Origin of the sequence: Halorubrum ruber, assembly GCF_018228765.1 — an archaeon.
In the GTDB taxonomy this organism is placed as follows: domain Archaea; phylum Halobacteriota; class Halobacteria; order Halobacteriales; family Haloferacaceae; genus Halorubrum; species Halorubrum ruber.
Map to the genome: position 1 here is coordinate 285,461 of NZ_CP073695.1, position 14,669 is coordinate 300,129.

Annotated in this window: 16 protein-coding genes and 2 pseudogenes; 11 read left to right on the forward strand and 7 right to left on the reverse strand. The window is 71.2% G+C overall.

Annotated elements, in window-relative coordinates:
- Window positions 1-14: 14 nt before the first annotated feature.
- Window positions 15-458: a hypothetical protein gene (locus J7656_RS01350; protein WP_017343516.1), complete on the reverse strand. Its 444-nt coding sequence runs from the start codon at window positions 456-458 to the stop codon at window positions 15-17.
- Window positions 459-546: 88 nt separating this feature from the next.
- On the opposite strand from J7656_RS01350, the gene J7656_RS15210 reads away from it, so the two are divergent.
- Entirely contained in the window at window positions 547-636 is a 90-nt protein-coding gene (locus J7656_RS15210) for a hypothetical protein (protein WP_017343517.1), read from the forward strand.
- On the forward strand, window positions 636-1,499 hold the full coding sequence (locus tag J7656_RS01355) for a DUF7089 family protein (protein ID WP_017343518.1): 864 nt from the start codon (window positions 636-638) through the stop codon (window positions 1,497-1,499). Before J7656_RS15210 ends, J7656_RS01355 begins: the two co-directional genes overlap by 1 nt.
- A 31-nt stretch (window positions 1,500-1,530) precedes the next feature.
- Here the strand turns inward: J7656_RS01355 and J7656_RS01360 are convergent, their stop codons facing one another.
- The gene (locus J7656_RS01360) at window positions 1,531-2,109 is read right to left on the reverse strand and encodes a DUF7090 family protein (RefSeq protein WP_017343519.1); all 579 of its coding nucleotides are present in this window, start codon (window positions 2,107-2,109) and stop codon (window positions 1,531-1,533) included.
- A 252-nt stretch (window positions 2,110-2,361) separates the two neighbouring features.
- Here J7656_RS01360 and J7656_RS01365 point away from each other — a divergent pair, with 252 nt between their 5' ends.
- Window positions 2,362-2,934 (forward strand): magnesium transporter, encoded by a 573-nt coding sequence (locus J7656_RS01365; RefSeq protein ID WP_017343520.1) that lies wholly within the window; start codon window positions 2,362-2,364, stop codon window positions 2,932-2,934.
- Window positions 2,931-3,506 carry a magnesium transporter gene (locus tag J7656_RS01370; protein ID WP_017343521.1) on the forward strand — a complete coding sequence of 192 codons (576 nt, stop codon included), beginning with the start codon at window positions 2,931-2,933 and terminating at the stop codon, window positions 3,504-3,506. Before J7656_RS01365 ends, J7656_RS01370 begins: the two co-directional genes overlap by 4 nt.
- 46 nt (window positions 3,507-3,552) lie before the next feature.
- On the opposite strand, the gene J7656_RS01375 is transcribed toward J7656_RS01370, so the two are convergent.
- The gene (locus J7656_RS01375) at window positions 3,553-3,996 is read right to left on the reverse strand and encodes a DUF2391 family protein (protein ID WP_017343522.1); all 444 of its coding nucleotides are present in this window, start codon (window positions 3,994-3,996) and stop codon (window positions 3,553-3,555) included.
- 66 nt (window positions 3,997-4,062) lie between these two features.
- On the opposite strand from J7656_RS01375, the gene J7656_RS01380 reads away from it, so the two are divergent.
- From J7656_RS01380 to J7656_RS01400, 5 genes and pseudogenes are all read left to right on the forward strand, one after another.
- Window positions 4,063-4,740 carry a class I SAM-dependent methyltransferase gene (locus J7656_RS01380; protein ID WP_017343523.1) on the forward strand — a complete coding sequence of 226 codons (678 nt, stop codon included), beginning with the start codon at window positions 4,063-4,065 and terminating at the stop codon, window positions 4,738-4,740.
- A 567-nt stretch (window positions 4,741-5,307) separates the two neighbouring features.
- Window positions 5,308-7,763, forward strand: a pseudogene (locus tag J7656_RS01385) (ATP-dependent DNA helicase).
- On the forward strand, window positions 7,760-8,377 hold the full coding sequence (cgi121, locus tag J7656_RS01390; protein ID WP_211553838.1) for a KEOPS complex subunit Cgi121: 618 nt from the start codon (window positions 7,760-7,762) through the stop codon (window positions 8,375-8,377). The pseudogene J7656_RS01385 and the gene cgi121 overlap by 4 nt, the downstream one beginning before the upstream one ends.
- Window positions 8,378-8,720: 343 nt before the next feature.
- A complete protein-coding gene (locus tag J7656_RS01395) occupies window positions 8,721-9,314 on the forward strand; it encodes an IMP cyclohydrolase (RefSeq protein WP_211553840.1) in 594 nt (197 codons plus the stop codon).
- Between the two features lie 96 nt (window positions 9,315-9,410).
- A pseudogene (locus tag J7656_RS01400) lies at window positions 9,411-11,515 on the forward strand (S9 family peptidase).
- A gap of 16 nt (window positions 11,516-11,531) precedes the next feature.
- Here the strand turns inward: J7656_RS01400 and J7656_RS01405 are convergent.
- The 4 genes from J7656_RS01405 to J7656_RS01420 form a co-directional block, all read right to left on the reverse strand.
- Window positions 11,532-11,906: a helix-turn-helix domain-containing protein gene (locus tag J7656_RS01405; RefSeq protein ID WP_211553842.1), complete on the reverse strand. Its 375-nt coding sequence runs from the start codon at window positions 11,904-11,906 to the stop codon at window positions 11,532-11,534.
- 55 nt (window positions 11,907-11,961) lie between these two features.
- Window positions 11,962-12,201 (reverse strand): DUF8001 family protein, encoded by a 240-nt coding sequence (locus tag J7656_RS01410; protein WP_017343532.1) that lies wholly within the window; start codon window positions 12,199-12,201, stop codon window positions 11,962-11,964.
- A gap of 113 nt (window positions 12,202-12,314) precedes the next feature.
- Window positions 12,315-13,001 (reverse strand): DUF5828 family protein, encoded by a 687-nt coding sequence (locus J7656_RS01415; protein ID WP_017343533.1) that lies wholly within the window; start codon window positions 12,999-13,001, stop codon window positions 12,315-12,317.
- Window positions 13,002-13,128: 127 nt separating this feature from the next.
- A complete protein-coding gene (locus J7656_RS01420) occupies window positions 13,129-13,389 on the reverse strand; it encodes a DUF8007 family protein (RefSeq protein ID WP_017343534.1) in 261 nt (86 codons plus the stop codon).
- A 171-nt stretch (window positions 13,390-13,560) separates the two neighbouring features.
- On the opposite strand from J7656_RS01420, the gene J7656_RS01425 reads away from it, so the two are divergent.
- Together J7656_RS01425 and J7656_RS01430 are read left to right on the forward strand one after the other, a co-directional pair.
- Window positions 13,561-13,941, forward strand: coding sequence for a cupin domain-containing protein (locus tag J7656_RS01425; protein ID WP_017343535.1), 381 nt, complete (start codon window positions 13,561-13,563; stop codon window positions 13,939-13,941).
- Window positions 13,934-14,623: a DUF8052 family protein gene (locus J7656_RS01430; RefSeq protein ID WP_017343536.1), complete on the forward strand. Its 690-nt coding sequence runs from the start codon at window positions 13,934-13,936 to the stop codon at window positions 14,621-14,623. The genes J7656_RS01425 and J7656_RS01430 overlap by 8 nt, the downstream gene beginning before the upstream one ends.
- Window positions 14,624-14,669 lie beyond the last annotated feature (46 nt).

Consider the following 14,669-nt stretch of genomic DNA (forward strand, 5'->3'; position numbering starts at 1 on the left):
CGACGGATCTCTTCTCAGCCGCCTTCTTCGGGGTCGAACCGGTACCGCGTCGTCGGCGCGCCCTCGATCCGCGGTCCCGAACCGCCCGGCTCGAACCCTGCGGCCTCGGCCGCCTCATCGGCGGTCCCGTCGGTCGGGAGGACGGCCTCGACCGTCATCCCCTCCCGGGTCGCGAACCGCACCGGCTCCTCGAACAGGCGCTCGACCGCGTCGGGGTCGCCCTCGACGTTCGTCACGTGGACGACGCCGTCGCGCACGTCGAACGCGACGAACCCCGCGACCGCGTCGACCGGGGTGTCGGCGTCCGCGTCGTTGCCTCCTCTTTCGGACGCGGCCGCGTCCGTCACCGCGACGCGGACCGAGCGGTCGTGGATCATGTTCCGGACGACGCCCTCGGGCCGGCCCGTCATCGATCCCAGGGCCGCGGCGTCGGCCTCGACCGCGTCACGAACTCGCATACCTCCGCACTCTCGCCCGGTGACATAAAATCGCCGCACGCTCGCCGCGACCGGATGATTTTAACGACCGGCGGACGCAGGAACGCGCATGTCCAAACCAACGAAGATCGTGGTCGGAACGGTCGGCGTCTCGGCCGTCCTCTCGGTGCTCATCATCCTCTCGTACGTCCTCGCCTGATGTTCTCACCCCGGTCGCTCGACGACGACCTCGCGACGGTCCGCGACCGCTACGCGCCGGGAACGCCCGTCCTCGACGTCGACTCCGACTTCGAGACGCTCCCGCCGGCCGCCGCGGAGGACCTCGGCCTCTTCGTCGACGCGCTCGACCCCGCGTCGTACCCCGCCGAGTGGCTTCCCGAAGCGGTACCCGACCTGCTCCGGAAGCACGCGGGGCCCGCGTTCACCGTCGGGCTCCCCGGGGACGGGACGGTCGTCCGGACGACGCAGACCGACCCGCCGACCGTCCTCGTCAAGCGGCGCGCTGAGGGGACCCCGGAGGACTTCCTCGCGTTCCTCATCGCCGAGCGGTTGGTCCAGATCGGCCGCGAGCCGGCCCCGGGATCCGTCGACGCCGGTGGTTCTTCCGGCCTCCCCGAGTCGTTCCTCCCCTTCTTCGGCGAGCGCTACCGCGACCTCGACGCGGCGATCCGCCGCCCGGACTCGGAGACGGGCGAGTCGACGACGGGATTCGGCCCGACCGACGTCTTCCAGGTCGCGAACGCGCTGTTCGACGCGTGGGTCGGGCTCCACGCCCGCGACGAGTTCGCCTCGTGGGAGGGGGAGTACCCCCGGCTGTTCGGCGCGTGGGTCGACGCCGGCGAGCGCCTCTCCGGCCGGCTCGGCGGCCTCTCCGGCGAGGTCGCCCGCGGCGAGACCGAGTTCCCGAGCGCGACGGAGTACGCCTGCTCGGCGGTGAAACACGACCTCGACCTCCCGGCGCCGTACGGCGCGCTCGACACGACCGCCTACCGGGATCGCGGGGCGGACTACGCGGTGGCGTGGGCGGAGAAGACGTTCGCGGCGCTCGTCGACGAGGAGTAAGGGGTCGCGCGGCCCGCGGCGAAGCGGCCGCTCAGACGTCGACGACGACGTTGCCCTCGCCGTCGAGGTCGATGACGCCGTCGAACAGCTCGCGGAACCGGTCGAGCGTCGCGACCTCGTGGACCTCCTCTGAGAGGTGGAAGATGCCGACCGCGTCGTGCTCGTCGAGGAGGGCGAGGATCTCTGCGGCGGCCTCGTACACCGCGTCGTCGTCGGCGTAGTAGGCCATCTCTGTGAGCGAGTCGACAGAGACGCGCCGCTTCCCCTCGTTCTCGGTGAGGAACCGCTCCACGCGGTCGACGACGCCGTCGAGATCGTCCGGCGCGGAGACGTAGTAGACGTCGTCGGACGTGCGCCGCGAGTAGCCGCGCTCGACGGAGAGCGTGTCGAGGATGGTCGCCTTCGTCTCGTCGACGTCGTAGTACTCCAGCTTCTGTTCGACCTCGCGCGCGGTCGTCCGCGTCGAGACGACGAGGAACGCGTCGGTGTCGGTCTTCAGAAAGTCCGTGTCGATCCGGTCCGTCTCGCCGATGCTCGGGTGGACGAGGAGGAGCCCGGTCCCGCCCGGTATCGTCTCCGGCCCGTTCTCGACGGCGAGGGAGTAGTCCATGGGATCGGAACTCGCCGGATCGACTTAACGGTGCGGGCCGGAGCCGTCCAAGACCGTCGGACGCGGGCGGGTCGCTCCCGTCGCGTTCGGTCGGCGTCGCGTCCGTCCGCCACCGACCCCACCGTTTCGTTTGGAGATTCTGATAGTTATGGGACGATCGCTCCCCGAGTCGCTCACGGGCGATCGCGGACCGACGGCGATCGCCCGGCGCGGCGGTCGGTTTTTTTGCCCCGCCCGCCGTCGGTGCGTTCGATGCCCGGGCACGACTCCGCGCGCGAGATCTACCGGCAGGCGCTCCCGGTGATAGCCGTCAGCCTGATTGCCGGGCTGTTCGCGGGGACGATACTCGCCTCCGAGACCATGCGTGCGAACATCGCGGAAGTCCCCGGGCTCCTGCTGCTGCTGCCGGCGTTCCTCGCCACCCGCGGCGGCGTGTACGGCTCGCTCGGCGCCCGGCTCTCGACGGGGCTCCATCAGGGGGTGATCGAGCCGCGGTTCCGGCCGTCCCGCCGGCTCACGAACGCGGTCGTCGCCTCCTTTATCAACGGGATGACCGTCTCCGTGTTCATCGCGGTCGTCACCTATCTCACGCTCGTGCTGTTCGGCGACGGCGGGAGCCTCTTCCAGCTCGTCGGCGTGATGGTCGTCGCCGGCTTCCTCTCGGCGGTGCTGATGATCTCCGTGCTCATCTCGGTCATCTTCGTCGGCTACCGCCGCGGGCTCGACCCCGACAACGTCATCGGCCCGGTCGTCACGACCCTCGGCGACGTGTTCGGGGTGTTCTTCCTCCTCGTCGGGGTGGCCGTCGTGGGGGCCGTCTCGTGACCGAGCCGCAGTCGACCGTCGTCGACGAGTGGTCGATACGCCGGATCGTCCGGACGATGATCCCGCTTTTGGCCGTGCTGTCTGTGCTCCAGCTCGTCTCCGGGACCGTGTTGGAGACGTACGAGGAAGTCCTCCTGCGGTACCCGGCGCTGCTGGTCTTGGTCCCGGTCCAGATCGGGACGGCCGGCAACCTCGCGTCGATCACCTGCTCGCGGCTCACGACGCAGCTGTACCTGGGGACCTACGAGTTCAGCCCCTCGAATCCCGCGCTCCGGGCGAACGCGGGCGCGGTGTTCGCGCTCGCGGCGACCGTCTTCGGCGCGGTGGGGGTCGCCGCGTGGGCGATCGGGCTCGCGCTCGGCGGGTCGCTCGCGCTCGGCCGGGTGCTGCTGATCTCGTTGGTCTCCGGGCTGTGTCTCGCCGTCCTCGTCGTCGTCGCCAGCGTCGCCGCCGTCGAGGCCTCCTACCGGATCGGGCTCAACCCCGACGACACAACGATCCCCGTGGTGACGAACCTCTGTGACATCGCCGGCGTGTTGATCCTCTTCGCGGTCGTCTCGGTCGTCCTCTGACTCGGACCGCGCGGTCGTCCTCTGACTCGGACCGCGCGGGCCCGGATCAGAACACGCTGTCGGCGGTCGCGGCGCCGACGACGCTGAAGAGGGCGCCGAGCGAGACGGCCTTCGCGGTCGTCGCCACCACCTCGCCGTCGCCGATGCCGCCTTCGACGAGGAAGGTGTGCGGCGCGTCGAAGATCAGCGCCAGCAGGAGTACGGAGCCGAACGCGACCGTCATCAGCGAGACGAACCGGGTCGGGATCCCGACGAGGTCCGGCTCCTCGTCGACGTCGCGGCCGGTGTCGGCCCGGTACAGCGCGGCGTAGCCGATCAGGGCGACGAGCGCGGCGGTCACGCCGGCCTGAATCCAGTTCATCCCCGCTGCGAGCACCCACACCTCCTCGGTGACGACGAAGGGCCCCGCGAGCAGGAAGCCGCCGACCGACTGCTGGGCGATGTCCGCCACCCGGAAGTCTGGTCGGCGGAGCGCTCGCGGGCGTTTCATGTCCCCCGTGGGGAGCGGAGCCGGTAAAACACCGCTGTTTTTCAGCGCTGTCCTCCTTCAGCCCGTATGAGCGTTCGCGAGGAGTTCGACGAGTGGGCGGCGAGCGGGAAGGACCGCGGCATGGAGGACCGCCACTGGCACACCGCGAAACACGTCTTGGCGCGGATGCCGGTCGAGGCGGGCGACGCCGTCCTCGATTTGGGTACCGGCTCCGGCTACGCGCTCCGCGCGCTCCGCGAGCGCGGGATCGGGCGCGGCTACGGCCTCGACGGCGCCCCCGAGATGGCGCGCAACGCCCGCGGGTACACCGACGACGACGCGGTCGGTTTCTTGGTCGGCGACTTCGACGAACTCCCCTTCGCCGACGACTCGCTCGACCACGTCTTCTCGATGGAGGCGTTCTACTACGCGGCCGACCCCGTCCATACGCTCGAAGAGGTCCGGCGCGTGCTGAAGCCGGGCGGCACCTTCTACTGCGCCGTCAACTACTTCGCGGAGAGCGAGACGACCCACGCGTGGCAGGAGAACATCTCGGTCGAGATGACGCTGTGGTCCCGCGACGAGTACCGCGAGGCGTTCCGCGAGGCCGGGCTGTACGTCGCAGAGCAGGACGCGATCCCCGACCGCGAGACCGAGATTCCGGAGGCCGCCGAGTTCCCGACCGAGGGGTACGAGACGCGCGAGGCGATGGTGGACCGCTACCGGACGTGGGGGACGCTGTTGACGGTCGGCGTCGCTCCCTGATCTGGGTTCTTAAATAGACATCGCCGGCGCGCTGACAGCCTCCAAAAACTGCGTAGTCTGTTTATAAATAGTTGACTGCGGATCGGCGGAGTACAGATTCAAAGCCCCAGCCGTTTATTTATAAATAGTTGATCGCGGGTCGGTAGAGGCCACCTCCAAAGCCCCAGTCGCGAGGGCGGCGCACGCTCGCTGCGGTCCTCGGTCGCTCGCGGTGCTCGCTCCCTGTGGTCCTTGCTTCGCCTGCGCCGCCCTCGCGACTGCCCCTTTGAGTCCCGCCCCGCACAGCACCGCACAGCGCCTCACGCCTCCCCAGCCTCGTCGGCCGGCCTTCGCTTCGCTCCGGCCGGCCGACTCCCTCGCGCGTGCTGCTCGGCCGCGGGGCGGCCTCGCAGGCACGCAGGGAGGCGCGACGCGCCTCTTGCAGCCGGCGGCTCTGCCGCCGGCGACGCCACCGCGGATCTATTTATAAACAAGCGTCGCAGTCGGCGGTCGCGTCTGCGCTCGCTCTCTCCCCCCTACCGGCCCGTTCCGACGGTTTAAATCGCGTGGGGGCCCCACGGACACGTAATGGAACCGAGTTCGCTCTCCGGGCTCCCCGCGGGCGTCGGCGAGGCGCTCGAAGCGGAGGGCGTCGCGGAGCTGTACCCGCCCCAGCAGGCGGCCGTCGAGGCGGGCGTCGTCGACGGCGAGAGCCTCGTCGCGGCCGTACCGACCGCGTCCGGCAAGACCCTTATCGCCGAGCTGGCGATGCTCTCTTCGATCGAGCGCGGCGGGAAGGCCTTATATATCGTCCCGCTGCGCGCGCTCGCCAGCGAGAAGAAGGCGGAGTTCGAGCGCTGGGAGGAGTTCGGCGTCACGGTCGGCGTCTCCACGGGCAACTACGACTCCGACGGCGAGTGGCTCGCGAGCCGGGACATCATCGTCGCCACCTCCGAGAAGGTGGACTCGCTGATCCGCAACGGCGCGCCGTGGATCGACGACCTCACCTGCGTCGTCAGCGACGAGGTCCACCTCGTCGACGACTCTCACCGCGGCCCCACCCTCGAAGTCACCCTCGCGAAGCTCCGGAAGGTGAACCCCGGCCTCCAAACGGTCGCGCTCTCGGCGACCGTCGGCAACGCGGACGTCATCGCCGACTGGCTCGACGCCGAGCTCGTCGAGTCCGACTGGCGACCCATCGAACTGCGGACGGGGGTCCACTTCGGCAACGCGATCGAGTTCGACGACGGGAGCCAGCGCGAGGTGCCCGTCGAGCGCGGCGAGGACCAGACCGCCCGGCTCGTCGCGGACGCCCTCGACACCGAGGAGGACGGGCAGGGCGGCTCCTCGCTCGTCTTCGTCAACTCCCGGCGCAACGCCGAGTCGTCGGCCCGGAAGCTGGGCGAGGTCACCGCCCCAGACTCACCGGCGACGAGCGCGACCGCCTCCGCGAGCTGGCCGAGGAGATCCGCGGCGTCTCCGACACGGACACCTCCGAGGACCTCGCGGACGCGGTCGAGCAGGGATCGGCGTTCCACCACGCGGGCCTCGCGAGCGAGCACCGCAGCCTGATCGAGGACGCGTTCCGCGACCGGCTGATCAAGTGCGTCTCCGCGACGCCGACGCTCGCGGCCGGCGTCAACACCCCCGCCCGCCGGGTGATCGTCCGCGACTGGCGCCGCTACGACGGGGAGTTCGGCGGGATGCAGCCGCTCGACGTCCTCGAAGTCCACCAGATGTGCGGCCGCGCGGGACGGCCCGGGCTCGACCCCTACGGCGAGGCGGTGCTGCTCGCGAACAGCGCCGACACCCGCGAGGAGCTGTTCGACCGGTACGTCTGGGCCGACCCCGAGCCGGTCCGCTCGAAGCTGGCGGCCGAGCCCGCGCTCCGCACGCACGTCCTTGCGACGGTCGCCTCCGGCTTCGCCGCCACCCGCGACGGGCTCCTCTCCTTCCTCGATAACACTCTCTACGCGACCCAGACCGACGACGAGGGGCGCCTCGCATCGGTGACCGACACCGTCCTCGACTACCTCGAAGTCAACGGCTTCGTCGACCGCGACCGCGACGGCGGGAGCGAGGGGCTCGCCGCGACCGGTATCGGCCACACCGTCTCCCGGCTCTACCTCGACCCGATGAGCGCGGCCGAGATACTCGACGGGCTGCGGACTGTCGTGGACGGCGCGGACGACGAGGGCGCCGAGAGCGGCGAGTTCGTTCCGGCGGACGGCGCCGATGCGGATCTCGACGCGGACGCCGACGACGCCGGGTTCACGACCTACACGCGGGCGGACGACGAGGGGGGCGACCCCGCCGCCGAGCCCGCGGAGTCGGACGACGACGGCCCCGCGGTAACCCCGCTCGGCCTCTACCACCTCGTCAGCCGGACTCCTGACACCTACGAGCTGTACCTCAAGTCCGGCGACCGCGAGGAGTACACCGAGGTCTGCTACGAGCGCGAGGCGGAGTTCCTCGGCGACGTGCCCTCCGAGTACGAGGACGTGCGCTTCGAGGACTGGCTCGCCGCGCTGAAGACGGCCCGCCTCTTGGAGGACTGGGCGAACGAGGTGGACGAGGACCGGATCGCGGAGCGCTACGGCGTCGGCCCGGGCGACATCCGCGGGAAGGTCGACACCGCCGAGTGGCTCCTCCGGGCGGCCGAGACGCTCGCGCGCGACGTGGAGGGAATCGACGGCGACGTCGTCGTTCAGGTGCGCGAGGCCCGCAAGCGGCTGGAGTACGGGGTCCGCGAGGAGCTGCTCGACCTCGCCGGCGTCCGGAACGTCGGCCGCAAGCGCGCCCGCCGCCTCTTCGAGGCCGGCATCGAGAGCCGCGCCGACCTCCGGGAGGCGGACAAGGCGGTCGTGCTGGGCGCGCTCCGCGGCCGCGAGCTCACCGCCGAGCGCATCTTGGAGAACGCCGGCCGCGAGGACCCCTCGCTGGACGGCGTCGACCCCGACCGATCGGCCTCCGCGGCGGCGACCGCGGGCGCGGACGCCGACGGCGACGGCGACGGACAGGCGAGTCTGGGTGATTTCGGATGACTGGCCCCGCTGTCGACGCCGACGAGGAACCGGCGCCCGACCCCGACGGTGAGCCGGCGCCCGAGCCCGCGGTCCGCCTCGTCCGCGGTACCTTCGCCATCGACGACCTCGACGCGTTCCTCGCCGACCTCGACGGGATCGCCGCGGAGACCGGCGCGGTCGTCCAGGCGTTCGACGTCGACCTCGTCGTCTCCCCGACGCAGCTCCGCGAGGCAGCGCGGCTCGCCGCGCGAGCGATCGCCCGCGGCGAGGCGGTCGCGCGCGACCCCGCGGTCGAGGTCCTGCTGTACGCGGCCGGCCGCAGACAGATCGACCGCGCGCTCGAAGTCGGGGTCTCCGAGGGTGAGCGTCCCGCCGTCGTCCTCGTCGCGGACTTCGGCGGCGTGGCCGGCGCCGACCGGTCGACCGCGGACCTCGACGCGGCGGTCGAGGCGGTTCGGGGGCTCGCGATCGACACCGTCGACGACCCGGACGCAGGGGGCTTCCCGACCGAGTTCGACGCGGACCGCGTCCGCGAGTACTACGGCGTCACCGACCGCGAGCTGGCGGCGACGACCGGCGACCTCACCGACGTCGTCCGCGAGCGCGTCGCGCTGCTGGACGTCGAGAAGTGACGGAGATACTCCCGCCCGCCGCCACCCCTTCGTTTCGACTGGAAACCGCGGGACGGGGGCGCCGCTCGGTTCCAAGCGAAGCGGAAGCGAGAGAAGTAGTCCATCCTGGATTCGAACCAGGGTCGTTGCCCCCAGAAGGCAACAGGATTGGCCACTACCCCAATGGACTGCGCACTTTCCGATAGCCAGTACGTCTTTGTAAGCGTTGCGCGTCGCGGCCGCCGTGCGATCGGTTGACGGGACCGTCGCACGCTCCGGTCGCGACGCGGCGGTCGCATCGCCTTCGGATCGCGTTCGTGCGCATATCGACGCGCTTTACACGACCCAATCCGCACGAAGCTGTATGTACGTCGGACGATTCGTCGTCGTCGCGCCCGGGATCGGCGGCTACCGCGTCTCCTCGCGCTCGTTCCCGAACCGCCGGATCCGCGACCGCGACGGGACCCTCACCGTCGGCCCGACGCCGGACGCGCCCGAGACCGACAACCCGTACGTCTCCTACAACTGCGCTCGGGCGGTCGAGACGCCGACCGAGGAGCCCCTCGCCGCCCTCGGCAACGGCTCGCACGTCGACCCGATCGCGGAGAAGTTAGAGCGCGGCTACCCCGCCCGCGACGCGCTCGCGTCGGCGCTGCTCGCGCTCGACTTCGAGAAGGACGACTACGACACCCCCCGAGTCGCCGGCGTCGTCGGCGCGGAGGAGGCGACGATCGGCGTCGTCCGCCGCGACGCGCTGCTCGTCGAGGCCGTCGACGAGCCGACCGTCGTCGCGACCTACGAGACGGATGCCCCCGAGCCGTACGATCTGACGGCCACAGGGGCCGACGCCGTCGCGACCGAACTGCTCGGCGCCGACCTCGAACACCCGGTCTGCGCCGCGGGCGCGACGGTCGACGGCGACGGCGTCTCCCTGGCGTTCGACAACGGCGAGGACTGACCGCGCGCCGTCGCGGGCGCGGGCCGCCCCCGCCGCGGCGACTGACCGCCTTTCCGGCTCCCGACGCCTTTTGCCTCCCCCGTCCGACTGACGCGCATGGAGCGCGTCACCGCCGCCGACTACCACGACCTCGCGGTCCCGTCCGACCCCCGAATCTCGCCGGACGGCGACCGCGTCGCCTTCGTGCGCCGACAGCCGACCGACGACGAGAGCTACGAGACGACGGTGTACCTCGTCGACGTCGCGGGCGAGGATGATCCGCGCCGGCTCACCCTCTCGGAGGGCGCCGACGCCGAACCGCGCTGGAGCCCCTCCGGCGATCGGATCGCCTTCACCTCCACCCGGGGCGCGGCCGACGACCGCCAGCAGCTGTGGGTCCTCCCGCTCGACGGTGGCGAAGCCCGCCGCGTCACCGACGTCGTCGGCGGCGTCTCCTCGATCACGTGGTCGCCCGACGGCGAGCGGATCGCGTTCGTCCAGTCGGTGACCGCGGACGACCGCGAGGCCGACCGCGACCTCGCGGTGCCCGACGAGTACGAGCCCGAGGAACACCCCGACCCGCGCGTCATCGACCGGACCGTCTACCGCGCCGCCGAGCGCTACTTCGACGGCCGCCGCCCCGGCGTGTACGTCGTCGACGCGGACGCGACGGTCGGGGGCGTCACCGACCCCGACCCGGCCGAGTCCGGGGCGGTCACGCGCGTCACCGACCGCGACGCCGACTTCGCCGCGCCTTCGTGGGGCGACGCCGACACGCTGTACTACACCGAGGCGGTCGGCGACGACCCCGACGACTCCGTCGAGATCGCGATACACGCCCACGATCTAGCGGCCGACGAGGCCGAGCGCGTCCACACCACGACCGGGTGGGGCGCCGACCTCGCGGCGACCGCCGACGGCCGCGTCGCGTTCACGCACGCGGAGCCGGAGCAGGTGTCGATGCAGCCGACGGACCTCCGCGTCCTCGACGCGGAATCGGGCGCGGTCACCGACCTCACCGGCGGCATCGACCGCGGGCTCGGCCGCGACACGACGCCCCAGTGGGGGCCGGACGGGGAGACGATCTACTTCGCGACGCCCGACGAGGGGAAGACGGCGCTGTGGCACGTCCCCGCCGACGGGAGCGCCGGCCCCGAGCGCCTGCTCCGACCGGGCACCGTCTCGGGCGCGACCGTCGGCGGCGACGCCGACGCGGGGCCCGAGTCGGTCACCGTCGCGTTCGCCGCCAGCGAGTGGGACCACCCGGGCGACGCGTTCGCGTACGACGCCGCGGCCGACGAGCGGACCCGCCTGACCGAGCTGAACGCCGACTACCTCGCCGAGCGGGCGGTCGGCGAGCCGGAGGAGCTCCTCTTCGAGTCCGACGGGGTCGAGATCCAGGGTGGCTGCTGACGCCCCCGGAACCAGCCACTGATACCGACGAGCCGTACCCGCTCGCGGTCGAGATCCACGGCGGCCCGCACGCGATGTGGTCGACCGCGGGGACGATGTGGCACGAGTTCCAGACGCTTGCGGCCCGCGGCTACGCCGTCTTCTGGTCGAACCCCCGCGGCTCGACCGGCTACGGCGAGGCGTTCATGCAGGCGATCGAGCGCGACTGGGGCGCGGTCACCCTCGACGACGTGATGGCGGGCGTCAAGACGGTCGCCGACCGGCCCGAGGTCGACGCCTCGAACGCCTTCGTCACCGGCGGCTCCTTCGGCGGGTTCATGGCCTCGTGGGCGGTCGGACAGACCGACTACTTCCGCGCGGCCGTCGCCCAGCGCGGTGTCTACGACCTCACCGGCTTCTACGGCTCGACCGACGCGGCGTACAAGCTCGTCGAGGGCGACTTCGACGCGGTCCCCTCCGAGGAGCCCGCGTGGCTCTGGGAGCAGTCGCCGACCGGCCACGCCGACGCGGTCGACACGCCGACCCTCCTGATCCACTCCGAGGACGACACGCGGACGCCGATCTGTACGGCGGAGCTGTACCACCGGATCCTCCGAAAAAACGGCGTCGACACGCGGTTCGTCAGGTACCCCCGCGAGGGACACGAGCTCTCGCGGTCCGGCGAGCCCGCGCATATCGTCGACCGCATCGAGCGCATCGCCCGCTGGTTCGACGGCTACTCCGACCACCACGACGCCGAGCGCGCGCTCGACCGCCCCGAGGACGACGGGCTGACCGCCGGCGCGGAAGACGAGGAAGGGGAGGAGTAGGCGTCTCGGCCGAGGGTCAGCGATCGTCCGGGTCGAACCCGTCGATCGCGTCGTGGACGTCCGCGACCCACTCGTCGAGCGCGTCGTGGAGTCGGCGCTTGGCCTCCGGGACCGGAGTCGCGGTGTACTGGTAGACGTAGCCGCCGGAGTCGAGCAGCCGCCGCCGGCGCTCGACGAGCCCCTTCTCCCGCAGGGTCGACAGCGACCGGTTCACGTTCGACCGGTCGCGGTCGAGCGCGTCGGCCAGTTCCGAGACGGTGCTGCCCGGGTACTCGAGCAGTTCGAGGTACGCGCGGCTCTCGTGGTCGCGTACGCCGAAGACGCAGGAGAGGACGTGCTCGAAGGAAGGCGAGGTGTCGCCGACGAGGTCCTCGATCTCGGGATCGCTCATGTCGGTCGATCCGCGCGCGGTGCTGTTAAATACCCGTCACGGCGGCTCGACGCGGTCATTCGTCCGCCGCGTACCCCATCTGGTCGATACAACCCCGCATCCCCGACTCGTCCGCGTGCCGGTGGAGGTTCGTCGGCGTGTCGCAGTGGTACGTCTCCCCGTCGTAGCGGAGGGCGACCTCGTGGTTAGCGCCGGCGACCTCGACGTCGACGAGGATCCGCCGGCCGTCGTTGAGCGCGTCGATGAGTTCGTCGACGGACAGCTCGCCCGCCTCGACTCGGAGTACCTCGCTCATGGGTGTGATACGACGGTCGGCGAGTTAAAGGCGACCGATGTCGCTCGGCCCGCGGCGGCCGTCCCGTCGACGCGGGCGATGCGCCGGCGTGGTCGGCGGGATCGCTCCCGATCTCACGTCGTCGTCGAGTCCGGGCCGCCCTCCTCGGCGGGCGGCTCGACGCCCTCGGCCGCCGCGATGTCGTCGGTCCGCTTCTCGGTCTCGACGTGCCAGCGGTCGATCTCGGACTCGTACTCGCCGAGGACCTCGGAGACCTCCGTTTTCAGCTCGTCGTCGTTGACGTTCACCTCGAAGACGAACGTCTCGCCGTCCTCGGCGCGGGCGACCTCCTGGATATTGGCGCTGACGAGCTCGTTGTCGAAGTAGTACGGCGCCATCTGGGTCATCACGTTGCGGTAGACGGCGTCTTCCACCTTCCGGAGCGCCTTCCGGCTGGCGGAGTCGGCCGCGCGGGCGACGTGCTCGATCGACTCCCCCCAGCTCTCGCGGGCGCTCTCCGTGTCGTTCTCCTCGACCTTCTCGTAGGACTCCGTGAGCTTCTCGCCGGCCGTCTGGAGGTCGTCGCCGGGCGACTGCCCCGCGCGCTCGCCTTTCCCCTCGTCGACGGACGCCTGCGCCGCGGTCTTCTCCGAGACGTCCTCGTCGATGCGCTCGTGGGTCTTGGGACGCCACTCGTCGAACTCGTAGTAGGCGTCGCCGTCGACGCCGACCTCCCGGAGCGCCAAGGCGATCCGCTCGCCGTGTTCGACGACGTCTCCCCAGTCGCCGCGCACCTTGAACCCGGAGATGCTCTCTTCCATCGGTTGCCCTCGCTACGGCACGGACGCGTATAAGTCTCCCCGAACTGACGTGACTCGCCGAGCGCGGCTCGCGGTCTGACCCGTGGCCGACGCCGGCTTGCAGTTGACGCCGACTTCCGGCCGATGCCTACTCTCCGTACGCGATCCGGCGCGCGAACGCGTCGATCCGCGCTTTGAGGTCGCCGAAGTACCCGGCCGGCGAGACGCGCCGGACCGACGACTCGTCGACCTCGATCCGCTCGCCCGAGAACGGGTCGCGCTCGGCCCGCTCTTCGGAGGACTGATCGCTCGACACCGCGCCGACGACGGTCGACATCGAGCAGCGGCCGCAGGCCTCGACCTCAACCGCGCCGTCGTCCCCGTCGGACCGGTCTCGTTCGTCTGCCATGGTCTCTCACGACACGTTACGCCGTGCGTCTTCTTAAAACCGCGCCTAGCTCCCGCTCCCGCCCGTTTCGGACGCTCGATCTCGTCGGCTGCGGCACCGCGTCGACGCCCGGGTCGCCGCCGGCATCCCGCTCCCGACGCCCTTTTTACTCGCTCCGTGGAATGCGTTGGCATGGGATATCGCGTCGTCGACGTCGACTCGGTCGACCCGGAGCCGGACCGACCGTGCGAGTGCCGGAAGCTCTCCGAGCCGGGCGGCCTCGACGCCGCGGCGATCAACCGATTCAGGGCCGAGCCGGGCGAGCAGCTCCCGCTCGCGTACCACTACCACGAGACGCAACAGGAGGCGTTCTACGTGCTCGACGGGACGCTCTCGGTGGAGACGCCCGAGGAGACCTACGAGATTCCCGCGGACGACCTGTTCGTCGTCGACCCCGAGAGCCCGCAGCGCGCGTACAACCCGGCCGACGCCGACGCCCCCGTCACCGTGCTCGCGATCGGCGCGCCGCCGGCCGACGGCGACGCGGTCGCCTACGACCCGGACGATGAGTGAGCGGGCCGGGCCGGAGGGCGGCGACGCGACGGGCGGCGACGCGACGGGCAGCGACGGGACCGCCCCAGCGGGAGGCGACGGCCGCCGCGACCCCGAGGAGCTGCCGGCCGAGATCCGCGAGGCCGTCCCCGACTACGACGACGAGTACCTCGACCGGGTCTCCGACCGGCTGCTGTACAGCTACGACCTCGACCGTGATGTCGTCGTCGACGGCGAGCGCTTCGACATGACGGCCGAGATGCGGGTGCGCAACCAGAAGCAGTTCCTCCACCCGGCGCTGAGCTACGCGGACCACGACATGATGGAGTTCCTGTTCGCTCGGCGCGTCTCGACCCCGTCGGTCGCCGAGCTCGAACGGCTCGTGGAGTTCGCCCACGCGGTGGCTGACGACCGCGTCGAGGCCGACGAGGAACACTACGGGACGGACGTCACCGTCGCGCTCGTCGCGGACCGGATCCCTGACGACGTCGCCGACTTCGTCGACGGGTTCCGCGACCGAACGCTGCTGAAGTTCGGCTACTACGGCCACTACGAGGTGAACCTGATCGTCGTCGCGCCCGACGAGGAGGAGCTGGTCGCGAGCGAGGTCGCTGACGTCGCCGGCGCGTTCCGCCTGTGGGAGGCGGTCGCGGAGCCGGACGAGGGGTTCTTCTCGCGGCTGGCGAAGCGGTTCTGGCGGTAGCGGTCGAAGCGGCGCCGAAAAAACCGTAGAGGGCAGGGGGCGGGGT